Origin of the sequence: Mesorhizobium sp. C416B, assembly GCF_030323165.1 — a bacterium.
Classification (GTDB): domain Bacteria; phylum Pseudomonadota; class Alphaproteobacteria; order Rhizobiales; family Rhizobiaceae; genus Mesorhizobium.
Genome location: NZ_CP100471.1, coordinates 3,690,934 through 3,714,686 on the forward strand (window position 1 = coordinate 3,690,934; position 23,753 = coordinate 3,714,686).

A 23,753-nucleotide genomic window follows, 5' to 3' on the forward strand; every position below is an offset into this window, starting at 1 on the left:
CAAATTAGAAACCGGTTGAAAGCGGCCCGCCGGCGCCGGCGACGGACGCCCGCCCCCTTGCAGTCCGGCGTTTCTCTTGTTTCACTTGGCCTCCCAGCAACTGGAGGAACGAATCATGGCTAAAGGTGCGATGAAGGCGGGCAAGGAAGCTCGCAAGCCGAAAAAAGACGCCAAGAGGCCCGCCGCGGCTCCGGCGCTGAAGGCGCCGCCCGTGAAGGCGATGAGGCTCAAGGAAAAGTAAGCCCGCCTTAGGTCGTCAATATCTTGGGACGGTTGAGATCCGGGCAAACCGTTTCGGCGCAGATTTTGACGCCGGCGGCATGAACGATGCTGCCGGCGTTTTGTTGATCGGACCGGCGCAGCCGCTTATACCGAAGCGGCGAGGACGACCTCGCGCCTTTCTCAAAAGTCCGGTCGGGACGCCCCGCCATCCTCATGGAAGGAGTGCATCCCGATGTCGTGGATTTTTCTGTTCTTCGCTGGTCTGTTCGAAATCGGCTGGGCGATCGGCCTCAAATACACCGACGGCTTCTCGAAGCCGCTGCCGACGGTGCTCACTGTCGCCTCGATGATCATCAGCCTGGGGTTGCTCGGCCTGGCGCTCAAGACGCTGCCTGTCGGGACGGCCTATGCGGTGTGGACCGGCATCGGCACGGTCGGCACGGCGCTGCTTGGCATCTGGCTGCTGGGCGAGCCGGCGACGGCCATCCGGCTCGCCTGCATTGCGCTCATCGTCTGCGGCATTATGGGGCTGAAGCTCGCCGCCTGAGCAAAGCAACCAAGGAAATCGACGCACAAACACATTCAGGGCCGCTGGAAGGCGACCCTGATGTCCGATCGTTTCGATCGAAGCGTTAGCGGGCGGAGAAGCCCGGAGGCGTCCTGCCGGTACGCTGCTTGCGGGCCGCATAGCGTGCGTCGCGCTTGGCCTTGCGTTCGGCTTCGTCGGCCAGCAAACGGGCAATGCGCTCGTTTTCTTCGGCTTCCTTGATCTTCGCTTCAGCCTGCGCTGCCTCTTCGGCCGCAATACGCGCCGCTTCGGCTGCTGCCTCGCGCTCGGCCTTCTCGACCGCCTCGCGTGCCAGCTTTTCCTGCTTCAGCCTGGCCTTTTCGGCCTCGCGTATCTCGCGAGCTTCAAGAATCGCCTTGCGTTCGGCCTGTTTGGCCAGAACCGCAGGATCATCAGCCGCCGGCTTTGACTTGAAGCGCTCCAGAAGCGCCTTCTTTGCCTCGTTCGCGGCATTGCGCCGCTCGAAAATGTCTTTTTCCCTGTAGATAGCCAAGTCCACTTCCCTGAAGTCAATTCGCGACGCTTACATACGCGCGAAAACCGAGAGTTCAAGCGCCAAAACGGTATGCCAGCCATGAAAGTTTATGCTGTTGCAGCCGGGAGACGCGTTTTCCCTGAAACAAAGCCGGCCGAAACCGACATGCACTGTTCACTATCCGCCCCTCTGGCGGCCGGGGCGGCTCGCCGCTACCTCTAGCGGCAAATCAGAACATTTGGATGACATGCCATGGAACTCGGTCTCTACACTTTCGCCGACGTCAGCCCGGAGCCCGGCCCCGGCGCGATCGGCCCGCATCAGCGGCTGCGCAATCTGATCGAGGAGGTCGAGCTGGCTGACCAGGTTGGCCTCGACGTCTTTGGTCTGGGCGAACATCACCGCCCCGACTATGCCGCGTCCGCGCCGGTGGTGGCGCTGGCCGCTGCCGCCGAACGCACCAAGCGCATCAAGCTGACCAGCGCGGTCACCGTGCTGTCCTCCGACGATCCGGTTCGCGTCTTCCAGCAGTTCGCAACGCTCGACCTTTTGTCGGGCGGCCGGGCCGAGATCATGGCCGGGCGCGGTTCGTTCATCGAATCCTTCCCGCTGTTCGGCTACAATCTCGAGGACTATGACGAGCTGTTCGCCGAAAAGCTCGATTTGCTGCTGGCCATACGTGACGGCGTCAAAGTTACCTGGTCCGGCAATCTGCGCGCGCCGATCAACGACCGCGGCGTCTATCCGCGGCCGCTGCAGGACAAATTGCCGATCTGGATCGCAATAGGTGGAACGCCGCAATCTGCGGCGCGCGCGGGCGTGCTCGGTTTGCCGCTGGCACTGGCCATCATCGGCGGCGAGCCGGCGCGGTTTGCACCGCTGTTCGACATTTATCGCGATGCCGCAAGGCGGGCCGGTACCGACCCCTCGGGCCTTGCCACCAGCATCAATGTGCACGGCTTCATCGCCGGCACCACTGAACAGGCGGCCGACGATTTCTATGGCCCGCAGGCCGAAGTGATGAACCGCATCGGCCGCGAGCGCGGCTGGGGCCCGACCTCGCGGGCGCATTTCGATCAGTCGCGTGGTCCGAACGGCGCGCTGTTCGTCGGCGATCCGGAGCAGGTGGCGGAAAAGATCGTCGCCCAGCACAAGATCTTCAACAATGACCGCTTCCTGCTGCAGATGGCGATCGGCGCCATGCCGCACGCCAAGATCATGAAGGCGATCGAACTGTACGGCACCAAGGTGGCGCCGATCGTACGCAAGGAGACCGCCAAGCCCGGCGTCGCCGTCGCAGCGCCAGCCGCCTGAGCGACGGGCGGCCCGGATTGAGGGCCTTGCCGGCTAACGGAACCTTGGGCTTGCAGAGGCGTTTCCGTCGTCGGAATGCACCAATTGCGGTGCGCCGCTGAGGGAAAATCATGAAAGCCGAACCCGCCGCTTTGGGTGCTGGCCTTGCCGAGACCGAAGAGGCGAGAGTTGTGGCGCGTGCCGACACGCATCTGATGCGTTCGCTGCTCATCGGGATCTTCCTGTTCATGGCCATCTACGCGCTGTATTTCGCGCGTGCTTTCTTCATGCCGGTCATCCTCGCCTTCCTGCTGACGCTGACGCTGACACCAATCGTGCGCTTCCTGCGCAAGCGCGGCATTCCGGAAGTGGTTTCGGCGACAATGTTGGTCGTGCTGTCGATCTGCGTCTTCGGCGTTGCCGGCTATCTGCTCAGCGGCCCGGTCATCGACCTTCTCAACAACACCTCGTCGATCGGCCAACAACTTACCGAACGGCTGGCGCAATTGCGGCGTCCGCTCGAGAGGATCATGCAGATCTCGCATCAGATCGAACAGATGACGGAGACCTCGCAGGAGCCGGGCATCCAGAAGGTGGCGATGGCGCAGTCCGGCGTCCTGTCGGCCGCCGCCAGCAACGTCCTGTCGGCGGGGACAAGCCTGACCATCATCTTCGTGCTGTCACTGTTCCTGCTGGCGTCGGGCACGATGTTCTATGAGAAGATCATCCAGTCCTTCGCCAGCCTCAGCGAGAAGAAGCGGGCCTTGCGCGTCGTCTATGACGTCGAGCGCGAAATCTCGCATTATCTGCTCACCGTCACCGTCATCAATGCCGGTCTCGGCGCGGTTATCGGCCTTGGCCTGTGGGCGCTCGGCATGCCCAACCCGCTCGTCTGGGGAACGATGGCGGCGCTGCTCAACTTCCTGCCCTATGTCGGCGCGCTGATCACCATCGTGCTGGTCAGCGTCATTGCGATGATCAGCTTCGACTCGATCTCCTACGCCCTTTTGGCGCCGGGCTTCGTGCTTTTGTGCGACATCGTCGAAGGCCAGTTCGTTACGCCGATGGTTGTCGGCCGACGCCTCGAGATCAACGCCGTGGCGATCTTCATCGCCATCGCCTTCTGGTCCTGGCTTTGGGGCTTTGTCGGCGCGCTGATGGCGGTGCCGCTGCTGGTCGTCGTCAAAGTGTTCTGCGATCATTTCGATGGCCTCAGCCATGTCGGCAATTTTCTCGCCGCACAGCAGACGGCCGTGGTGGAGGAGGAAGCGGCCGAAGAGAACGGAAAGGCCGCGGCATAAGCTTGCCGCGCCTGTCCGTCATCGCGCATTTGTTGTCTTCAGGCGGAGTGCCTATATCGAGCCGGTCAAGCCGGACCCTGCGATGAACGATGCCTCCTTCGACCTCGATTCCTATTTCGACCGCATTGGCTATCGCGGTCCGATCGATGCGTCGCTCGACACGCTGAGCGCGCTGCATCGCCAGCGTCCGCAGGCGATCCCGTTCGAGAATATGGACCCGTTGCTTGGCACCAGCTCGACATCGTCATTCCCGACCGCGCCTTCGAAACCAGGGTCAGGCAGTTGAACATCGTAGAGGCTTGAGGCCCATGACCGCACTTTCCGTTCTCGACCTGTCGCCGATCGTCGAAGGCAGCGACGCCTCGCAATCGCTGGCAAATTCGCTCGACCTGGCCCGCCATGCCGAGCGGCTCGGCTACAGGCGCTACTGGCTGGCCGAGCACCACAACATGCCGGGCATCGCCAGCGCGGCGACCGCCGTCGTCATCGCCCATGTCGCCGACGGTACCAAGACCATCCGCGTCGGCGCCGGCGGCATCATGCTGCCCAACCATGCGCCGCTGGTGATTGCCGAGCAGTTCGGCACGCTGGCGGCACTGCACCCCGGCCGCATCGACCTCGGCCTCGGCCGGGCGCCCGGCACCGATATGGGAACAGCGCGCGCGCTGCGCCGCAATCTCGAGGCGTCAGACAATTTCCCCCAGGATGTCGTCGAGCTGATGGGCTATTTCCAGCCGGCCGCGGAAGGCCAGCGTATCCACGCCGTGCCCGGCGAAGGCCAGAAGGTGCCGGTCTGGATCCTCGGTTCCAGCCTCTATGGCGCGCAGCTCGCCGCCATGCTCGGCCTGCCCTATGCGTTTGCCTCGCATTTCGCGCCGGCCGAACTCGACCATGCGCTGGAGATCTACCGTTCGCGCTTCCAGCCTTCGGAACAGCTGGACAAGCCCTATGTCATGCTCGGCCTCAACGTTTTCGCCGCACCGACCGATGGAGAGGCCAAACTGCTGTTCACCTCGTTGCAGCAGGCCTTCGTCAATCTGCGCACGGGGCGGGCCGGCCGCCTGCCGCCGCCGGTCGAGGGCTATGACCAGACGCTCGAGCCGATGGCAAAAACCATGATTTCGCAGGCGCTGTCCTGCGCCGTCGTCGGCTCCCCCGAAACCGTCCGGCAAGGCATAGACGCGTTCGTGCGCCGCACCGGCGCAGACGAGCTGATGGTGACCGCGCAGATCTTCGACCATGCGGCACGCGTGCGCTCGTTCGAAATTCTGGCCGAGGCGCATAAATCGCTGTCGCAGGCCGCGTGACGCTTTTGCCTGTGTCTGCTGTGGGCAGGCGCCTTCCTCAGCCAGGAGCCGCCTCTCTCACGCATAGGTGACGTTTTCTTGTGGTTTCGAAGCCCTGACTGGGCGCTTCGCCGGGGGATCGCGCAGATCCTGGGGTTTTGAGCGCGGTTTGAGCACATCCGGGCCGCCGGGCGGCTGTTCAAAGGCGCCAAGCGCGGCGCGGTGGATGCCATGCGCAGAATGCTTGCGCCCGATGCCGCCTGTTCTTATATACGCGCCAAGCCGCCCAGTGCCGGAATGCCGGTTGCCGGAGCGGAATTTCTTGTGAACAGGGGCTTTCGTCGGAACGCCTTACGGGTCCTGAGAGCCTGCTTAGCGGAGAGACTAGAAAAATGGCAAAAGTAATCGGTATCGATCTCGGCACCACCAACTCCTGCATCGCCATCATGGATGGCAAGGAGCCCAAGGTCATTGAAAATGCGGAAGGCGCGCGCACGACGCCTTCCATCGTCGCCATCTCGGGCGACGGCGAACGTCTCGTCGGCCAGCCGGCCAAGCGCCAGGCGGTCACCAATCCTGAAAACACCATCTTCGCGGTCAAGCGCCTGATCGGCCGCCGCTATGACGACCCGGTGACGGAGAAGGACAAGAAGCTTGTCCCCTACAAGATCGTCAAGGGCGACAATGGCGATGCCTGGGTCGAGGCCGGCGGCAAGAAGCAGTCGCCCAGCCAGATCTCGGCCATGATCCTGCAGAAGATGAAGGAAACGGCGGAGGCCTATCTCGGCGAGAAGGTCGAGAAGGCGGTCATCACCGTTCCGGCCTATTTCAATGACGCCCAGCGCCAGGCCACCAAGGACGCCGGCAAGATCGCCGGCCTTGAGGTGCTGCGCATCATCAACGAGCCGACGGCTGCAGCACTTGCCTACGGCCTCGACAAGAAGGATGGCAAGACCATTGCCGTCTATGACCTTGGCGGCGGCACGTTCGACATTTCGGTGCTCGAAATCGGCGACGGCGTGTTCGAAGTGAAGTCGACCAATGGCGACACCTTCCTCGGCGGCGAGGATTTCGACATGCGTCTCGTCGAATACCTGGCGGCCGAGTTCAAGAAGGAACAGGGCATCGACCTGAAGAACGACAAGCTTGCGCTGCAGCGCCTCAAGGAGGCGGCTGAAAAGGCCAAGATCGAGCTGTCGTCGACGACGCAGACGGAAATCAACCTGCCCTTCATCACCGCCGACGCGACCGGCCCCAAGCACCTGACGCTGAAGCTGACCCGTGCCAAGTTCGAGCAGCTGGTCGACGATCTCGTCCAGCGCACCATCGAGCCCTGCAAGGCGGCGCTCAAGGATGCCGGGCTGAAGGCTGGCGAGATCGACGAAGTGGTCCTGGTCGGCGGCATGACCCGCATGCCCAAGATCCAGGAGATCGTGAAGCAGTTCTTCGGCAAGGAGCCGCACAAGGGCGTCAACCCGGATGAAGTCGTCGCTTTGGGCGCCGCCATCCAGGCCGGCGTGCTGCAGGGCGACGTGAAGGACGTGCTGCTGCTCGACGTGACGCCGCTGTCGCTCGGCATCGAGACGCTGGGTGGCGTGTTCACCCGCCTGATCGAACGCAACACGACCATCCCGACCAAGAAGAGCCAGGTGTTCTCGACCGCTGAAGACAGTCAGTCGGCCGTGACCATCCGCGTCTTCCAGGGCGAGCGTGAAATGGCTGCCGACAACAAGGCGCTCGGCCAGTTCGACCTGGTCGGCATTCCGCCGGCGCCGCGCGGCGTGCCGCAGATCGAGGTCACTTTCGACATCGACGCCAACGGCATCGTCAACGTTTCGGCCAAGGACAAGGGCACCGGCAAGGAGCACCAGATCCGCATCCAGGCCTCTGGTGGCCTTTCGGACGCCGACATCGAGAAGATGGTCAAGGACGCCGAAGCCAATGCCGAGACCGACAAGCAGCGGCGTGCTTTGGTCGAGGCCCGCAACCAGGCCGAGGCGCTGGTGCACTCCTCCGAGAAGTCGCTGAAGGAATATGGCGACAAGGTTTCGGAAACCGAGCGCACGGCGATATCGGAGGCTATCACGGCGCTGAAGGCTGCTGCCGAAGGCGACGATGCCGCCGACATCGAGGCCAAGTCGCAGACGCTTGCCGAAGCATCCATGAAGCTCGGCCAGGCCATGTACGAAGCTTCGCAGAAGGAAGCGGCGGAAGCCGACGCCAAGGCGGACGCGGCCAAGGATAGCGACGTGGTCGACGCCGATTTCGAGGAAATCGACGAAAACGACGAGAAGAAGAAGTCGGCCTGACCGGTTGACGGCAAATAAAGCGGAAAGCCCGGCGCAAAGCCGGGCTTTTTTGCAACCCTCGCTGAAAAAGTGCGGGCCTTGCCGAAAAAGTCACTGAAAAACACAGGCACAAGCGCGCCGGCCCTAGCATCCGGGCAGCACCGCTCCTAAATCGAGACAACGTGCCGGCAAACGACGCAACATGCATCAAGACGTTGAGCATCCGGACTGCGGGAAAAGATGAAAGCTGATTTCTACGAGACGCTGGGCGTGCAGAAGGGCGCCGACGAGAAGGAGCTCAAGAGCGCTTTCCGCAAGCTGGCCATGCAGTTCCATCCCGACCGCAATCCCGGCGATCACTCATGCGAGCATAAGTTCAAGGAAATCAACGAAGCCTACGAAACGCTGAAGGACCCGCAGAAGCGCGCGGCCTATGACCGTTTCGGTCACGCCGCCTTCGAGCAGGGCGGCATGAATGGCGGCGCGCAAGGTTTTGGCGCAGGCGGCTTCGCCGACATTTTCGAAGATATTTTCGGCGACATGATGGGCGGGCGCCAGCGCCGCTCGTCGGGCGGCCGCGAACGCGGCGCCGATCTGCGCTACAATATGGAAATCACGCTGGAAGAAGCGTTTGCCGGCAAGACCGCGCAAATCCGCGTGCCGGCCTCGATCTCATGCACGGAATGCTCCGGGACCGGCGCCAAGCCCGGCACCCAGCCGGTGACCTGCTCGATGTGCCATGGCCACGGCAAGGTACGGGCGACGCAAGGCTTCTTCTCGATCGAGCGTACCTGCCCGCAATGCCAAGGCCGCGGGCAGACGATCAAGGACCCGTGCCCGAAATGCGCCGGCCAGGGCCGCGTCACCGAGGAACGCTCGCTGTCGGTCAATATCCCGGCCGGCATCGAGGATGGCACCCGCATCCGGCTTGCCAATGAGGGCGAGGCGGGCCTGCGCGGCGGCCCATCGGGCGACCTCTATATTTTTCTGGCGGTGAAGCCGCATGAATTCTTCCAGCGCGACGGCGCCGATCTCTACTGCAAGGTGCCGATATCGATGACGACGGCCGCCCTTGGCGGCTCGTTCGAGGTGACGACGCTGGACGGCAGCCAGACCAAGGTGAAAGTGACCGAAGGCACGCAGAACGGCCGCCAGTTCCGCCTCAAGGGCAAGGGCATGCCGGTGCTGCGCCAGCCCAATGTCGGCGACCTCTATATCCAGACCGCGGTCGAAACGCCGCAAAACCTGTCGCGCCGCCAGCGCGAGCTGCTGGAAGAGTTCGAGCAGCTGTCGTCGAAGGACAATTCGCCCCAGTCGAGCGGCTTTTTCGCCCGCATGAAGGACTTTTTCGAATCCTTCGGCGAGCACTGAACCCAAACCAAGGCCGCCACGCTTCCAGAACGTCATCAACATCTTATGCCAGATCGCGCCTTGCCTTGGACCTGTTAGCTGCTAAGTAGCGTTCGGGGAGTGTTGAGGAGAACTTGCATGGCACGTGGTCCGGGATTGCGGAAGGCGCTGGCGGAAAAGTTCGACGACGAACTCAAATTCTTCAAAGGCTGGATCGACAAGCCGAAGTCGGTCGGTTCGATCGTGCCGACAAGCTCCATCACCGCCCGCAAGATGGCTTCCATCGTCAATCCGAAGTCCGGCCTGCCGGTGCTTGAAGTCGGACCCGGCACAGGCGTCATCACCCGTGCAATCCTCGCCCAGGGCGTTAAGCCCGAAAACCTGTACGCGGTCGAATATTCCACCGATTTCGTGCGCCATCTGCGCCAGCTCTACCCCGGCGTCAACGTCATCGAGGGCGATGCCTTCAATCTCAACGCCACGCTTGGCGAGAAGAGCGGGATGGTTTTCGATTCCGTCGTCTCCGGCGTGCCGCTGCTCAATTTTCCGGTCGCACAGCGGATCGCCTATATTGAAAGCCTGCTAGACCGCATCCCGGTTGGACGGCCGATCGTGCAGCTGACCTATGGGCCGTTGTCGCCGATCCCGCCCGGCCGCGGCAATTACACGGTCAAGCATTTCGACTTCATCTTCCGCAACATCCCGCCGACGCAGCTGTGGATCTACCGGCGCGAAGCGCATTAGCTGGTATTGGGGGCGGGAGAAGTCTCTGGCGCCTTGTAGAGGATCGACGTCTCCCGAAGGAAGCTCGATTGAGGGTCGATCCACATCCTTGACTGTTATCCGCCTCGCAAACTCGTGGCGACCTCTCTGATCGCCGCGCACATGGCCCGCACGGCCGTTGCTTCGCCGCTCCTGGAGAACAGAAGCAGCAGAGGCCGACGCGCACGCGGCTCCAGAGGACGCCTCGCGACGGTTCGCTGCCAATCGGCCGGAAACGCCAGGCCTGGCGCAATCGACAAACCGCGCCCGGCCCCGACCAGAGCAAGCAGCGCCGCCATATCGCTCGCCGACAGGATGACAACTGGCGCAACGCCAAAATCCTGGAACAATTCGGCAAGCATTGGTCCGCAGCCGCCGCTCGACATGATGAATGGCTGGCCGTCGAGAGCGCGGATCGGAAATGACCCGCCTTGGACTGAGTTCTTTTGCGATGACGCCACAAAGAGTTCGTCGTCGACAAGTTCCTCGGCTTGGCAATTGCCGACGATGTAGGACAGTCCAATATCGGCGGCACCGCGATCGACCCACTCCGCCACCTCGGTATCCGTGCCCAAGAGCAGTTCGACAGCAAGCTCCGGGTGCCGGACGGAAGTAATGTTCAACGCATATGGAGCAATCTTTACCGAGGCGCTGCTGACCAGCGCGAGCCGTACTCTGCCTTTGATGGAGTGTTCCCGTAGGCCGACAAGACGGCCTAAAGCATGCAAAGCGGCGCGCGCCGCGTCCAAAGCCGCCTCGCCGGTTGCGGTGAAAGCGACACCGCGCCGATCACGTATGACGAGGGGCGCGCCAACGATCTCCTCCAGCGCCTTCATTGCATGGCTTATGGCCGATTGAGAAAGACAGAGCCGCTCGGCGGTTTTGGTGAAGCTGCGCGTCTCGCTGAGCGATGTCAGGACGCGCACCATCGTGATGTTGATATTAGCTTTGTTCATGGCTGCCGAAATATCTTTCATTTCGCTCATATTAAAGAGCGCTGTAGGTTTTGTGAAGGTGAGGGAAACGACCCTCGAAATCGGCGAGCGGCTTTCCTGGCCTCTCCGGCATGCAGGCGTGCGGTACGACGAGACTGAAACTGGAGTATCGCATGAGCTACCTTCCGCAATTCCTGACCCTTGCTTCGGTCTTCCTGCTCGGCGCCATGAGCCCAGGACCCGATTTTGTAGCCGTGACTTCCCATGCGCTGATCAGCCGTCGCGCGGGGTTCCATGTGGCGCTTGGCATTGCCGCAGCGATCATGGTGTGGGCGGCTCTCGCGATGTGTGGCCTGGGCCTCGTACTGACGCAGATTGCATGGGCTCACCTTGCCGTCCGGATCGCCGGTGCCGTGTATCTCGGTTACCTGGGCAGCAAGATCCTTTTGTCGGCTTGGCAGGCGCGGCCACCGCTGGCCGTCGGTGGCGCAGAGACTACGGCTCCTTGGCGAAGCGGATTCGTTGTCGGAATTACAAATCCGAAGACGGCCGCGTTCTTCGCGAGCCTGTTCATATCGGTATTGCCGATGCAGGCTCCGATCTGGGTCCAGGCAGTGTCGCTGGCCATAATCGGGCTGGTCGCGATGGCGTGGTTTGGGCTTGTCGCGCTAATGTTCTCCACAAGAAGGGTTCGGTCGGTATATGGCAGCGTCCGCAGGCCGATAGATGCCTTGCTCGGAGTTGCACTCATCGCGCTGAGTGCAAGAATTGCGGTCACCCACTAGCAATAGCCCAGCTGCTCGGCACACCTTCGCGCGCTTGCCCCCCGATCGTTTCCGTTTTTTGAGCCAGTGCGTTGATTTGCGCAGCCTCTGGCTGTACCTGTCCGGGAACAAGAGTGGCCAATGGCTGTGATCGCGAAAATCCTCGTCTTCGCCGGCTCGGTGCGCAGCGGCGCCTTCAGCGGCAGGACCGCCGATGTGGCGCAGAAGGAGCTGGCCATGCAAGGCGCCGAGGTGACGCGCATTTCGCTGGCCGACTATCCGCTGCCGATCATCGACGAGGACCTCGAAAAGGAAAAAGGCGTTCCCGACAACGCCGTGAAGCTCGGCCGGCTGATCGCCGCCCATGACGGGCTACTGATCGCGACGCCGGAATATAATGGCTCGATCCCGCCACTGCTCAAGAACACGATCGACTGGGTAAGCCGGGTGCGCCTCGATGGCGGCTGGCCGGTGAGGCCATTTGTCGGCAAGGTCGCCGGCCTGTGCTCGTCTTCGAACGGACATTTCGCCGGGATCCGCTGCATCAACCATCTGCGCGCCGTGCTGGTGCGCTGCCAGCTGGAGATGGTGACGCCGGAATGCTCGGTATCCGATGGCGGCAATGCCTTCGACGGCGACGGCAATTTCAGGGATGATAGACTGACCAAATCGATGGAGCACCTATGCCGCACGCTGATCGAAACCTCGCGCATGCTGTCGACCCGGACCGGGGCATGATTTCCACAGCCATGCAGGCCCATACGATGAGAGACAGGCTGATCGTCGGCCTCGACGTGCCGACGGTGAAAGAGGCCGAACAGGCGGTGCGCGAACTCGACGGCGTCGTCTCCTTCTACAAGATCGGCTATCAGTTGGCCTTCGCCGGCGGGCTCGACTTCGCCAGGGAGTTGGCCAGCGGCGGCACGAAAATCTTCCTTGACATGAAGCTGCTCGACATCGACCACACCGTGGCCAAGGGTGTCGAGAACATCGTGCGCATGGGCATGACGATGCTGACCATCCATGCCTATCCCAAGGCGATGAAGGCAGCTGTGGAAGCGGCGCGCGGCAGCGACCTGTGCCTGCTCGCGGTCAGCGTGCTGACCTCGATGGACGAGCAGGACGTGATCGACGCCGGCTATGAATATGACGCGCACACGCTGGTGCTGAGGCGCGCCGAACAGGCGCTGCATGCCGGCATGGGCGGCGTCGTCTGCTCGGCCGAGGAGGCGGAAGCGGTGCGCCGCATCGTCGGACCCGACCTGGCGGTGGTGACGCCGGGGATACGGCCCAAGGGCAGCGACCATGGCGACCAGAAACGCGTGGTGACGCCCGGCCAGGCGATCCGCAACGGCTCCAGCCATCTTGTTGTGGGCCGGCCAATCGTGGCGGCAAGCGACAGGCGCGCGGCGGCGGAAGCCATACTGGAAGAGATGCGCGCCGCGTAACGAGGAGAAGAAAATGCGCAAGGGATACTGGATAGCCCGCGTCGATGTGCGCGACGCTGAAGGCTACAAGGACTATGTCGCTGCCGCCAAGCTCGCTTTCGACCGTTTCGACGTGAAGTTCCTTGCCCGTGGCGGTGAGCATGAAAAGGCTGAGGGGCCTGGCCGCGCCCGCAATGTCATTATCGAATTCGAATCGCTCAGCGCGGCGCATGACTGCTACCACTCGCCGGAATACCAACGCGCCGTCGCCATCCGTCAGAAAGTGGCCGATGGCGAGATCGTGCTGGTCGAGGGTATCTGACGCGCGAAGCTGCTCTGCTCAGTGCGGCGCTTCCTCCTGCGCCAGCACCTCCAGTTGATGGCGGTGCCCCGACAGCTCATAGCCGACAACGGTGACGGCCGGCGCTAGCGTCAGTAAGATGAGGCAGACCGCCATGTCGACGCCGGCAAGGGCGGCGATGATGGCAAGTGCGACGACCGCAGCCGTTCCCGCCAGCAGCCAGACATGGAGGGGATCGAAGCGCTGGACGAGATAATAATACAGCGCGTAGATGGCCCCCAGGAACACGCCTAGCGGAATGGCGACCGAGAGCAGGGTCGCTACCGGGCCGATATGGGCCTTGTGCTCGATGAAATAGGCCGCGACATGCAGCCCGGCGCCGGTGGCGACGATGGCCGCCACGATCAGCATCTGGCCATAGCCCCAGACAAAAGAGCGATTGCGGTGCTGGTGCAGCACCGTCCCCGAGGGCAGCATGTAATAGACCCACCACATGCCGAAGGTGAGACCCATTCCGGCAATGCCGATCAAGGCGGCATCGAGGTTCCAGCCCTGCTCCTCGACCACGGCCGACAGCGTCGCCAGCGTGCCGACCACCCCTTCGCCCAGCGCGATGATGGCGAAGAGGCTGTAGCGCTCGGCGACGTGATGCGCGTGCCAGGGCGTGCCGCCATCCCGGCGTTCGGCGATGACCGGTCCGGCCAGCTCGATGAGAAGCAGGACCGCGCCGAAAGCCAGGCTCGTCGCCAGCGAGAAATCGACCAGGATCTGCACCACCCAGCCGATCTGGGCGATCGCGATGGCGATGGCATAGGTGAGACAGGCACGCCGCCGCCCAGGGTCCTGCCGCGCCGCGCGCAGCCATTGGAAGATCATGGCGACGCGCATGATGACGTAGCCCAGCACCATCACCGAATTGTTGAGGTGTTCGCCATGCTCGATCGAGGCGAACATGCGCGGCAGGCCGATGGCCAGCACCAGCACGCCGATCATCTGCACCATGGTGACGAGGCGGAAGATCCAATCGTCGGTGTCATAGGCGGAGGAAAACCAGGAGAAATTGATCCACGCCCAGCAGATCGCGAAGCTGGCAAAGCCGAAGCCGATCAGCGCCGCCGCGTAGTGGCCCTCGGCCAAGGCATGCGCCAGTTGCGACGAGGCAAGGCTGAAGGCGGTGACGAAGGTCAGATCGAACAGCAGCTCGAGCGGCGTGGCGACGCGATGCGCCTCATGCGGATCGCGCCCGGTCATGCGCCTTATGTGATGATGGAGGGAGCTTGCTGGTGTGCTCATAGCGCGGCCTTGCCTGAGGACTGTCCCGCGACACTAAAGGTGGAGCAAAAGCCGTCAAGGAGCGGTAGGTCGCGCTGGTCCCTCGACCGTTCAGATCGCCTGTCGGTTCAGTCGGTTCGCCGCCGTCTCGGCAACCGCATCGGCCAGCGTCATGCCCCATTGCATCAGGCAATAGGCGCGGAAATCGAAGCAGGGCAGGCCGGGACAGACCTCGAACTCGATGAGGTGGACATGGTCGTTAGCCTCGACCCTGAAATCGAGGGAAAACACGTCGCGCAGGCCGAGCCCGCTGACCAGCCGCTCGGCGATGCGGCGGATGGTTGCCGCGGCTGCCGGCTGGGTGTCGGCAACCGCCTCCAGCACCGGCTCGCTGTATAGTCCAGCCGCCTTGGCGGCCTCGCCGGTGTCGCCGTAAAGCGCCATCGAGTCCGCCATGGTCTGGAAATCGCCGCCGGAGTCGACGAATGCAACGCCGAGCGCTTCCGCCCCGGCATCCGTTTGCAGCCCAAGGAAGCTGGCGCGGACATTGCGACCGCCGACATAGGGCTGGACGACGACATCGTCGCGATAAGCGGCATAGACCCGCCGGCTAAGCTCCAGCGCATGGGCCAGGTCGTTGCAGCGTGAATCCGGCCAGATGCCTACCTTGGAGCCGAGCCGGTTCGGCTTGACGAACCAGCCGGCTTGCGAAGCTGGCGGGTCGGCCAGCCAGCGGCCGTCGCGGGCCAGGCCTGCCTGCGGCGCCGGCAGGCCGAGCGCGCAAAGCACGGCGCCGGAGCGGAACTTGTCCTGGCAAAGCGCGAACAGCGCATCGTCGGCTCCGATGGTTCTAAGCCCATTCAGCCTGGCAAGTGCGGGCGCTGCAGCACCGCGGAAATAGGCAATGCCGTCGGTCAGCGTCCAGACAAGCGTGGTTGCGGGATCGGCCTTCGCCAGCGCGCTTGACGCATCGTCGAGTGCAACCGGCATGAAGGCGAGGCCGCGCCGCCCGCAAGCGGCGGTGATTTCATCGAATTCGGGCGCGAGATCGGTCGATTGCGCCAGATAGGACGAGATTTCCAGGGCGCGCTCGGCGGGAAAGCCGTCGGCGACCAGCCGGTCGAGACAGGCCTTTTCCGGCTCATGGACGAGGATCAGGGTCGGGCGCGGCATGGATCAGGACCTTCGGTGGTGTTGTCCCACCATGGCATGGCCCCTGCTTCAGACTTGCGCGAAACCGACCGAGGCGGACGCCTGCGCGACAGCGCTCAGGCGATGACCACGCGCGGCTCGAAGCGGCCGTTGACGGGGATGTCGAGTAGGAAGGTCATGCCGGCCTGTGGGTCGAGCTTGCGCTGCTTGTCGTCCTTGCCTTTCCAGGCCGAGGTCACCGCCAGCCGATCGGCCTTGGCCCCGACAAAGGCCGGGCACGAGGACTGCCCCGCCGGCACGGCAATTTCGCGCAACAATGTGCCATCTGGCGAATAGGCCTTGACCGCCTTGCCGCCCCAGACGGCGTTCCACAGCACGCCGTCGCGATCAACGACCGAGCCGTCGACAAAGCCCTTGGACGAGCGATGGTCGACGAACACTTTCGACTCGCCGATCGGCAGGCCCGTCGCCGGATCGCAGGCGACACGCATCAACAGGCCGGTCGAGGTATCGGTGTAGTAGGCGATCGTTCCATCCTGCGAGAAACAGATCGAGTTCGACACGGTGATGCCGGTGTAAAGCGTGCGCAGCTCGCCCTTGAAGAACCAGTAGATGGAGCCGGCGCCCTTCTCCTCACCCTTGCCCATCGTGCCGACCCAGAAGGCGCCACAAGGGTGGACGCGCGAATCGTTGGAGCGGGTCAGCGCATTGTCGGCCTCGATGGGCGTATGCAGCGTCAGCTTGCCGGTCGAGACGTCGCGGACATGCAGGCCAGTCTCGGTGGCGATGAGCTGGCGATTGTCATCGACAATGGCGATGGCGCTGGCCATCTGGCCGAGTTCATGGACTTTCCGCGCGCCGGACGTGACACCCTGCTCCAGCAGCAGGCCGTTGACAATGTCGAACCAGAACAGCGTATCGGTGGCGGGATCGTAGCTCGGCCCCTCGCCGAGCTCGCAGACATGGTCCGAGAAAACCGAAACGTTTTCCATCATGCCGCTCCGCCGAAGGCCGCATCCCAGGCCGTCACCGCCGCCCGGGCGCGCGAGGCCACCTCGTCGACGCTCATACCAGGTTTGAACAGGCTGGAGCCAAGACCAAAAGCAGTCACCCCAGCGGCTTTGTAGCCGGCAAAGTCTTTGTCGGAAACGCCGCCGACGGCGCCGACCACGGTATCGGCCGGCAGCACGGCCCGCATCGCCGAAATGCCGCTAGGCCCGAGCACGCTTGCCGGGAAGAATTTGAGCGCCGAAGCCCCAAGCCTAATCGCCTGAAAAGCTTCGGTGGGGGTGAACACGCCTGGCATCGTCACCATGCCATGGTGCATGGCGCGGGCCATGACTTCGGCATCGATGTTGGGGCTGACCAGCAGCCTCCCGCCGGCCTTGGCCAGGGCGTCGACATCGGCTGAAGTCAGCACCGTGCCGGCGCCGACCAGCGTTGTCTTGGGCAATGCGGTGACAATGCTGGCGATCGATGAAAACGGCTCCGGCGAATTGAGCGGCACCTCGATGGCTTCGATGCCGGCGTCAAACAGCGCCTGGCAGATGGCAACCGCCTCGCTGGGTTTGAGGCCGCGCAGAATGGCGATAAGACCACGCTTGAGCTTCGGGAAGGGGGCGGTCTGGGTCACGCTGTCACTCCACTCTGGTGGTCATTTGGCGATCATGCCATTTTCGCGCGCTGCCTCAATAAGGCCGGCACGCACCGCCTCGTCGGCGTCGACCGTCCTGACGGCAAGCCCTGCAAGGTCGAGCGCCTGGCGGTAGAGGGCTGCTAGCGACCCCGAGGCGACCAGCACGATTGCAGTGGTGCTTTCGCCATAGCGGCGGCCCGCCGAGGCGATCTCGCCGCCGATCAGCAGGCCGGACAGGCAAGCGGCGGCATCGTCGGCCTTGAGGTTCTGCAGCAGGCCGGCGGCGCGGATCGAGAACAGCCGCGAGGTGACATCGCCGCCCTCCGCCAAAGCCTTGCGGCACCATTCCTGGAAGAACGGATTGTCCGGAATGACCGGCTTCGGGCTCTCGCCCAGCGAATGGCGCAGGATCGAGTGAGTGGCCAGCACCGAAAACAGCTCGCCGGTCGGCCAGGTGCAGAAGCCGTCGACCGCGCCGTCTTCGACCAGAACCCATTTCGAATGGGTGCCGGGCATGCAGACGAGATGGCGACCTTTTGCCGGCAAACCGGCGCCGGCAAGCTGGGTTTCCTCGCCGCGCATTACGTCCGGCGCATCTTCCAGGCGCTGCGCCAGGCCAGGCACGATGCGGATGTCGCGGCTCTGGCCGGGAATGCGGGCGGCCCCCGCGAGGATGGCACTGAGCGGCGCCGGCACGGTGACGTAAGGCGCTTCCAGCCAACCCTGGCGCGAGCCGGCCATGCCACAGATGATGACCGGCAGTGTGTCAGGTGCGCCGAGCGCCGCCAGATGGCCCTCGAGGATGGTCGAAAAGCCTTTTTGCTGCGCGGTGATCAACCCATCATCGCCGCGACGCTCGGCAAGCACCCCGCCCGCCTCGTCGACCAGCCAGACCCGCATGCGGGTCGTGCCCCAGTCGACGGCGGCGACTGCCGGCGTGCCTTTTGCCGGATTTTGATTCACCGGGCTCACAGGAAACCCCCGTCCACGATCAACATCTGCGCCGTCAGCATACGCGAGGCGTCGGAGGCCAGGAACAGCACCGTGCCGACGATGTCGTCGGGCTGCATGACCTGCTTGATGCATTGCTTGGCCACATGGGCGGCGAGCCCCTGCTCGGTGACCCAGAGTTCCCGCTGCCGCTCGGTGATCACCCAGCCCGGCGCAATCGCATTGACGCGGATGCCGTCGACCCCAAGCTTGCCCGCGAGACCTTTGGTGAGGCCGAGTATGCCGGCCTTGGCGGCGGTGTAGGCCGGCATATCGGGGTGGTTGATGAGATAGGAGGTTGAGGTGAAGTTGATGATCGAACCGCCGCCGGCCCGCTTCATGCCCGGCGCGACCGCCTGTGCGGTGAAGAAATGCGGGCGCAGATTGACGGCGAGATTGTTGTCCCAGAACTCGACGGTAACGTCAGCGACATCGTGGCGTTCGTCCCAGGCGGCATTGTTGACCAGCACGGTGACGTCGCCATGTGCCTCAGCCGCTTTGGCGGCCGAAGCGCGCAACGCCTCGACGTCACGCAAATCGGTCTTGAGGTAGAGCGGTCGCCGGCCAAGTTCTTTTTCGACGCGGTCGGCAAGCAGCGTGCTTGGGCCATCGGCGATGTCGATGAAGGCGACATGGGCGCCTTGGCGAACGAAGCCCTCGGTCAGTGCCGCACCAATTCCGGAACCGCCGCCGGTGATCAGCACCGAGGCTCCCCTGAGGTCGGCAAAATCGGCCGATGGCATCATATCTTCATCTCCCGGTCCGGTCGGCGCGCATCCTATCCAGCCAAGTCCGGGGAGCAAGGGCGAAAACGGCGATTTGATTGGCTTATGTCAGACAAAAGGCCGCAAGATGGCGGGCACAGTCGATCTGGCTCGCACCGCTGACTTGCTCGACGCAGGCCAGACCGCGGTCAGACTGCCTTGGCGTAGAGGGCGCCGCGATAGGAATCGCGGAGGTAGCCGAGCGTGGCGTCGGCATCGACTGGTTTGCCGAAGAGATAGCCCTGGCCGCCGGCGCAGCCGAACTGGACGAGGCGGTCGGCCTGCGCCTCCTCCTCGATGCCTTCGGCGACGACATCCATGCCGAGCCCTTCGCACATGGCCAGAATGGCGCGGATGATGTGTTCCGACGGTCGGTCGTCGAGGATCGAGGAGACGAAGGCGCGGTCGATCTTGAGCTTGTCGAAATGGAATTCGCGCAAGCGGCCGAGCGAGGACTGGCCGGTGCCGAAATCGTCGAGCGAGACGCGGATGCCGACGCGACGCAGGTCCTCGACGATCTTCTCGGCCGAGGCCGGATCGTTCATCAGGCCGGTTTCGGTGATCTCGATCTCCAGCCGTCGCGGATCGAAGCCGGTGCGGTCGAGGATCGACAATATGTGCAGGCCAGTGTTCTGGTCGACGAGCTGCGAGGGCGACAGGTTGAAGGACAGGAACAGGTCCTTCGGCCAGCTGCGCGCCGCTTCGGTCGCCTTGCGCAGCACCAGCTGCGATAGCGGGCCGATGATGCCGCGCTCTTCGGCGATCGGGATGAACACGGTCGGCGGCACCACGCCGAGGTCGCGATCGGTCCAGCGCGCCAGCGTCTCGAAGCCGATGGTGCGGCGGGTGGTCAAATCGACGATGGGCTGGAAATGCGGTTCGACCTCACCGGCCGAGACGGCACGGCGCAGCGCCTGTTCGATGCGGGTGACGCGCTTGGCCGCCTCTTCCATTTCGCGGGTGTAGACGACGACGCGGCCACGGCCCGAACGCTTGGCGTGGTAGAGCGCCGTTTCGGCCTTGTTGACGAGGATTTCCGTGGTTTCGTCGCCGGAATAAAAGAGCGAGCAGCCGACCGAGGCCGAAAGCCTGGCGGTGCGTTCGCCGACATCGTAGGGCGCCGACAGGATTTCGATCATCATGCGCGACTTCTCGGCCGCCGCCTCCTCCGAGAACACCATCGGGTAGAGGAAGGCGAATTCGTCGGCGCCGATGCGGCAGACCGTAGAGTGGCTGTCCATCGAGGCGCGCAGCCGCATCGCCACCTGGATCAATATGTCGTCGCCGGCCTTGTGGCCGAACAGATCGTTGATCGGCTTGAAGCCGTCGAGGTCGAGAATGCCGACCGTGAACGGCGCGGGATCGTCTGCACGGTCGCTGATCAGGCGATCGACCTTGTCGAAGAAGCGGCGATGGTTGCCAAGCCCGGTCAGCGCATCGGTGAACGCCAGATCCGAGTTTTCCCTGCTTGCCTGCCCGGTGCCAAACGTCGTTTGCATCGGTATCCTTGTTTGTGACGCCCGAAATTTAGGCTGAGACTGGCAGCAAAGCGTTTAGGAAGCGTATCGCGAAATCGATTTTTCGCTGGCGAATGATGCTTTAGCGGACGCGGTAGAGTTCGACCGGGGTTCCGCGCGTTTCGGCCACCGGTTCGAGCCAATCGGGGACGCTTCCCTGCATCAGCCTGGCCAGGAAGCCTTGCGGCGCCTTGGCGGCAAGCATCTTGCTTTCGGCGCTGCCGCGGCAGAGCGCCATCAGGCCGACGTGGTGAGCCGCCGCGATCGTCCTCGCCTGGTCCGCCGATCCGAGGAAGGCATCGAGCGCAAGCAGGTCGCCGGCGATGTTGCGATGATAGGGGCCGGCAAAGACGCGGTGCCCGGAATAGGCCAGGATGGGCGAGCCGAGATTGGAAATGGCAAGCACCGTGGTGTCCGGCAGCCGGGCCAACGCCGCGAAGGAGGCCTTGCGCTCGCAGGACGGATCGCTGTCGGTGTCCTGTGCCTCGACCGAGACCTTGTTGGCCTCGAACACGCTCGACGTCGCGGCGGCAGCGCCGGCCCAGACGGCATTCACCGACACCACCCAGACCGCCGCCATGCGCAGCGATACGCTGCGCGCAGGGCTGATCCTCGCCCGTTCGCGCCAGCTTGCGATCCAGGCCGACAGCGGGATGACGGCAAAGGCGATCGAGAATGTCGAGCCGCGGACCTGCCAGGCGCTGACGATGAAGGCGCCGACCAGCAAGGCGCCGACGAGGCTGTCCTGGCGGCGCCATGGTCCGCGCAGGCGAAGCGCCATCAGCGCGATCGCCACCAGCGGCGTGACATAGCGCGCCGCCAGCGAGGCCGGCTCGCTGGCGGCAATACTGAACAGCGACTGCGCCTCGTCGATGTGATCGAGCCACAATTCCTTGAGGCGCGGATCGAGAGTTGCGTAGGGAGCCGCAAGGCATTGCGGAAACAGCGCCGCGACAACGGCGCCCAGCACAAGCGCGAGCAGGCCGAGCGAAATCAGGCGGCGTCCGGCCGTGCCGTTGGACACCTTGAGCGACGTCACGGCGGCAAGGCCCAGTCCGGCGATTGCCGCGACGACGAATTGTACGGCCGAGAAGGCATCGCACTGCGCCTGGCCCCAGGCCGATGGCGGGATGGTGCTGACGAAGACCAGGGCTGAAACGCCGGCAAAGCCGAGACCGAAATCCCTGGCGATCCGGCGTTCGCCGCCGGGATCGACGACGAACAGCAAAGCGATGCAGGCGCCGATGGTGGCGACATAGGGCGCGGTTTCCATGCCGACGGCCAGCGTCAGGGCCGCACACAGCCCGGAAATCAGCGCCGCCCAGCGACGCGCCGGCGCCTCGAGCAGCAGGCTGAGGCTGGCCATGGTCAGCGTCAGCTGGACATTGTGATGATCGAGCGCACCCGGCAAGAAAATGCCGATGAAATGCAGCGCCGCCGCGCCGATAACGACCGCCGGCAGCACCGCGCCGACGCAGGCGAAGCTGCGCGCCGCACGGGCGAGGAAGAACACCGCCAGGCAAAACAGCAGCGCCGGCCACAGCACCTGCGCGATCGCTTCGGCCATGGCCATGCTGCCGGTCAGCGCCGAGGCGGCGAGGATGATGGCGGCGAGCGGTGCGTCGACCAGCCGCGACCAGTGCATGACGAAACCGCCTTCCGGCCCCATCCTGTACTGATGCAGGTCGAACCAGCCCTGGCCGGCCAGCATGTCGCGAACCTCGACCAGCCGCAGCAGGCTGTCATTGTCGCCGCCGGCATTGCTCAATTCGCGAAAGCCCGTGGCGGCATTGACGGCCAGCACCACCAGCATGGCAAGCAGCGCCAGCGTCATATCGGACTTCCAGGAGGAAGCACCCGCCTTGGCTGCGTTCATCATCATGACCTTCGTCGGAAAGACTGCGGCCTTAAACCTAGCCTTAACAGCTTCAATAAATAGTAAAGTCGCCTGAGCGAGGCCGCATATGAGCGCGGCCGGAGGCTCCGCCGGGCGTCGGGAGACGGAAATGCCGCACGAAGTCCGCCATGAGCCGGCCATTGCCGTGCTCCTGCCTTGTTACAATGAGGAACTGACCATCGCCGAGGTGGTGCGGCGCTTTCGCGAGACGCTGCCGTCGGCCGAGATCTATGTCTATGACAACAATTCCAGGGATTTGACCGCGCTCAAGGCGCGCGCAGCGGGCGCCATCGTCGTCCGCGAGCCGCGCCAGGGCAAGGGCAATGTCGTGCGGCGCATGTTCGCCGACATCGATGCGGACATCTATCTGATGGCCGATGGCGACGGCACCTATGCGCCGGAAGATGCCTCGCTGCTGATCAACATCCTGCAGACCGAGCGCTGCGACATGGTGGTAGGCACCAGGCGCGGCGTCACCGACGATGCCGGCCGTTCCGGCCATGCCTTCGGCAACCGCATCTTCAATAGCCTCTACAAGCGGCTGTTCGGCGCCGACTTCACCGACATCTTCTCCGGCTACCGCGTCTTCTCGAGGCGTTTCGTCAAGAGCTTTCCCGCGGTTTCCGGCGGCTTCGAGATCGAGACCGAAATGTCGGTGCATGCCTCGCAGCTCAAACTGCCGGTGAGCGAGATCGCGCTCGATTATGGCCGCCGGCCTGAGGGATCGTCGTCGAAGCTGTCGACCTATCGCGACGGCGCCAGGATCCTGTGGATGTTCGCCATGCTGATGAAGGAAACGCAGCCGCTGCGCTTCTTCGGCGCCTTCGCGATTTTCTTCCTGGCGTCGAGCCTTGCCCTGATGACGCCGGTGCTGATCGAATTCGCCCAGACCGGCCTCGTGCCGCGCATGCCGACCTGGGTGCTGTCGGTCGGCCTGCTGCTGCTCTCGATGCTTGCGATGGTGACCGGATTGATCCTCGATTCGGTATCGCGCGGACGCGCCGAGCAGAAGCGCATTTTTTATCTCTCGGTGCCGTCAGGCCGGGTCGAACGGCGCGAACGCACTGGTGAAATCCCGAAGGCCGAACCGGGCAAGACGCCCCGGGCCGCCTGAGCCGTGAGCCGGCTTGCCCGCTTCGTCCTGGCAGGCGGCGTTGGTTTCGTCGCCGATGCCGCGGCGCTCTGGCTGCTCTTGGCGCTGACGCCGCTCGGTCCCTTCGTCGCCCGTGTCCTGTCGATCGGCTTTGCGCTGTGCGTCACCTGGCAGATCAACCGGCACCTGACCTTTTCGCCGTCGAGCCGCGGCGTGGCGCAGGAGGGCGCGCGCTATGGCGGCGTCGGCATCGCCACCAGCATCGTCAACTATCTCGTCTACTGCGCCATCCTGTTTGCGCTGCCGGCGCTGCCGCCGCTGGCGGCACTTGCCGTCGCCTCGCCGGTCGCCATGGCGCTGTCGTTCCTCGGTTACTCCCGGCTGGTCTTCGACCGTTAAAGGTCTGGGCCAAGCAAGCGCGATTGGCAGAAGCCGCCAAGTTCCGTATATCGGCGACTTG

General features: G+C 63.9%; 25 protein-coding genes. 15 read left to right on the forward strand and 10 right to left on the reverse strand.

The features are described from left to right. Nucleotides 1-115 precede the first annotated feature (115 nt). A complete protein-coding gene (locus NLY43_RS17950; RefSeq protein ID WP_023710394.1) occupies nt 116-241 on the forward strand; it encodes a hypothetical protein in 126 nt (41 codons plus the stop codon). Between the two features lie 213 nt (nt 242-454). After that, on the forward strand, nt 455-769 hold the full coding sequence (sugE, locus tag NLY43_RS17955; RefSeq protein ID WP_023681326.1) for a quaternary ammonium compound efflux SMR transporter SugE: 315 nt from the start codon (nt 455-457) through the stop codon (nt 767-769). Between the two features lie 85 nt (nt 770-854). Here sugE and NLY43_RS17960 read toward each other — a convergent pair whose 3' ends face one another. After that, the gene (locus NLY43_RS17960; protein WP_023673205.1) at nt 855-1,283 is read right to left on the reverse strand and encodes a DUF6481 family protein; all 429 of its coding nucleotides are present in this window, start codon (nt 1,281-1,283) and stop codon (nt 855-857) included. A gap of 234 nt (nt 1,284-1,517) precedes the next feature. Here NLY43_RS17960 and NLY43_RS17965 point away from each other — a divergent pair, with 234 nt between their 5' ends. The 7 genes from NLY43_RS17965 (at nt 1,518) to pmtA (ending at nt 9,527) form a co-directional block, all read left to right on the forward strand. Beyond that, a complete protein-coding gene (locus tag NLY43_RS17965) occupies nt 1,518-2,579 on the forward strand; it encodes an LLM class flavin-dependent oxidoreductase (RefSeq protein ID WP_023710393.1) in 1,062 nt (353 codons plus the stop codon). A gap of 110 nt (nt 2,580-2,689) precedes the next feature. Beyond that, a complete protein-coding gene (locus NLY43_RS17970; protein ID WP_023703805.1) occupies nt 2,690-3,859 on the forward strand; it encodes an AI-2E family transporter in 1,170 nt (389 codons plus the stop codon). 82 nt (nt 3,860-3,941) lie between these two features. Next, complete coding sequence (locus tag NLY43_RS17975) at nt 3,942-4,145, forward strand: arylamine N-acetyltransferase (protein ID WP_023710392.1); 204 nt, start codon at nt 3,942-3,944, stop codon at nt 4,143-4,145. A gap of 22 nt (nt 4,146-4,167) precedes the next feature. Beyond that, complete coding sequence (locus NLY43_RS17980; protein ID WP_023696046.1) at nt 4,168-5,166, forward strand: LLM class flavin-dependent oxidoreductase; 999 nt, start codon at nt 4,168-4,170, stop codon at nt 5,164-5,166. A 371-nt stretch (nt 5,167-5,537) separates the two neighbouring features. Beyond that, nucleotides 5,538-7,454: a molecular chaperone DnaK gene (gene dnaK, locus NLY43_RS17985; RefSeq protein WP_023673200.1), complete on the forward strand. Its 1,917-nt coding sequence runs from the start codon at nt 5,538-5,540 to the stop codon at nt 7,452-7,454. A gap of 219 nt (nt 7,455-7,673) precedes the next feature. Continuing rightward, nucleotides 7,674-8,804 carry a molecular chaperone DnaJ gene (dnaJ, locus tag NLY43_RS17990; RefSeq protein WP_023681322.1) on the forward strand — a complete coding sequence of 377 codons (1,131 nt, stop codon included), beginning with the start codon at nt 7,674-7,676 and terminating at the stop codon, nt 8,802-8,804. Between the two features lie 117 nt (nt 8,805-8,921). Then, the gene (gene pmtA / locus NLY43_RS17995) at nt 8,922-9,527 is read left to right on the forward strand and encodes a phospholipid N-methyltransferase PmtA (protein ID WP_023687484.1); all 606 of its coding nucleotides are present in this window, start codon (nt 8,922-8,924) and stop codon (nt 9,525-9,527) included. 95 nt (nt 9,528-9,622) lie between these two features. Here the strand turns inward: pmtA and NLY43_RS18000 are convergent, their stop codons facing one another. Then, nucleotides 9,623-10,531 (reverse strand): LysR family transcriptional regulator, encoded by a 909-nt coding sequence (locus NLY43_RS18000; protein ID WP_023713555.1) that lies wholly within the window; start codon nt 10,529-10,531, stop codon nt 9,623-9,625. Nucleotides 10,532-10,653: 122 nt separating this feature from the next. Between NLY43_RS18000 and NLY43_RS18005 the strand changes: the two genes are divergently transcribed. The 4 genes from NLY43_RS18005 (at nt 10,654) to NLY43_RS18020 (ending at nt 12,993) form a co-directional block, all read left to right on the forward strand. Continuing rightward, nucleotides 10,654-11,265: a LysE family translocator gene (locus tag NLY43_RS18005; RefSeq protein WP_023687486.1), complete on the forward strand. Its 612-nt coding sequence runs from the start codon at nt 10,654-10,656 to the stop codon at nt 11,263-11,265. A gap of 120 nt (nt 11,266-11,385) precedes the next feature. After that, entirely contained in the window at nt 11,386-11,982 is a 597-nt protein-coding gene (locus NLY43_RS18010) for an NADPH-dependent FMN reductase (RefSeq protein ID WP_023710390.1), read from the forward strand. Then, nucleotides 11,979-12,692, forward strand: a complete 714-nt coding sequence (gene pyrF, locus NLY43_RS18015; protein WP_023710389.1) for an orotidine-5'-phosphate decarboxylase — start codon at nt 11,979-11,981, stop codon at nt 12,690-12,692. The genes NLY43_RS18010 and pyrF overlap by 4 nt, the downstream gene beginning before the upstream one ends. 13 nt (nt 12,693-12,705) lie before the next feature. Then, complete coding sequence (locus NLY43_RS18020) at nt 12,706-12,993, forward strand: DUF1330 domain-containing protein (RefSeq protein ID WP_023701962.1); 288 nt, start codon at nt 12,706-12,708, stop codon at nt 12,991-12,993. Between the two features lie 18 nt (nt 12,994-13,011). Here the strand turns inward: NLY43_RS18020 and NLY43_RS18025 are convergent, their stop codons facing one another. The 8 genes from NLY43_RS18025 to NLY43_RS18060 all read right to left on the reverse strand — a co-directional run bounded on the left by NLY43_RS18025 (nt 13,012) and on the right by NLY43_RS18060 (nt 22,185). Beyond that, nucleotides 13,012-14,223: a low temperature requirement protein A gene (locus tag NLY43_RS18025; RefSeq protein WP_023710388.1), complete on the reverse strand. Its 1,212-nt coding sequence runs from the start codon at nt 14,221-14,223 to the stop codon at nt 13,012-13,014. A 132-nt stretch (nt 14,224-14,355) separates the two neighbouring features. Next, the gene (locus NLY43_RS18030) at nt 14,356-15,417 is read right to left on the reverse strand and encodes a D-alanine--D-alanine ligase family protein (protein ID WP_023710387.1); all 1,062 of its coding nucleotides are present in this window, start codon (nt 15,415-15,417) and stop codon (nt 14,356-14,358) included. 95 nt (nt 15,418-15,512) lie between these two features. Continuing rightward, nucleotides 15,513-16,388: an SMP-30/gluconolactonase/LRE family protein gene (locus NLY43_RS18035; RefSeq protein ID WP_031199009.1), complete on the reverse strand. Its 876-nt coding sequence runs from the start codon at nt 16,386-16,388 to the stop codon at nt 15,513-15,515. Then, a complete protein-coding gene (locus NLY43_RS18040) occupies nt 16,388-17,029 on the reverse strand; it encodes a 2-dehydro-3-deoxy-6-phosphogalactonate aldolase (RefSeq protein WP_023710385.1) in 642 nt (213 codons plus the stop codon). Before NLY43_RS18040 ends, NLY43_RS18035 begins: the two co-directional genes overlap by 1 nt. A 21-nt stretch (nt 17,030-17,050) precedes the next feature. After that, nucleotides 17,051-17,995 (reverse strand): 2-dehydro-3-deoxygalactonokinase, encoded by a 945-nt coding sequence (locus NLY43_RS18045; protein WP_031199008.1) that lies wholly within the window; start codon nt 17,993-17,995, stop codon nt 17,051-17,053. Between the two features lie 5 nt (nt 17,996-18,000). Continuing rightward, on the reverse strand, nt 18,001-18,768 hold the full coding sequence (locus tag NLY43_RS18050; RefSeq protein ID WP_023673186.1) for an SDR family NAD(P)-dependent oxidoreductase: 768 nt from the start codon (nt 18,766-18,768) through the stop codon (nt 18,001-18,003). A gap of 167 nt (nt 18,769-18,935) precedes the next feature. Continuing rightward, complete coding sequence (locus NLY43_RS18055) at nt 18,936-20,285, reverse strand: putative bifunctional diguanylate cyclase/phosphodiesterase (protein ID WP_023681311.1); 1,350 nt, start codon at nt 20,283-20,285, stop codon at nt 18,936-18,938. Nucleotides 20,286-20,385: 100 nt separating this feature from the next. Continuing rightward, a complete protein-coding gene (locus NLY43_RS18060; RefSeq protein ID WP_023710383.1) occupies nt 20,386-22,185 on the reverse strand; it encodes a hypothetical protein in 1,800 nt (599 codons plus the stop codon). A 124-nt stretch (nt 22,186-22,309) separates the two neighbouring features. Between NLY43_RS18060 and NLY43_RS18065 the strand changes: the two genes are divergently transcribed. Further along, entirely contained in the window at nt 22,310-23,314 is a 1,005-nt protein-coding gene (locus NLY43_RS18065) for a glycosyltransferase (RefSeq protein WP_023710382.1), read from the forward strand. A gap of 3 nt (nt 23,315-23,317) precedes the next feature. Beyond that, the gene (locus NLY43_RS18070) at nt 23,318-23,692 is read left to right on the forward strand and encodes a GtrA family protein (RefSeq protein WP_023710381.1); all 375 of its coding nucleotides are present in this window, start codon (nt 23,318-23,320) and stop codon (nt 23,690-23,692) included. Nucleotides 23,693-23,753 lie beyond the last annotated feature (61 nt).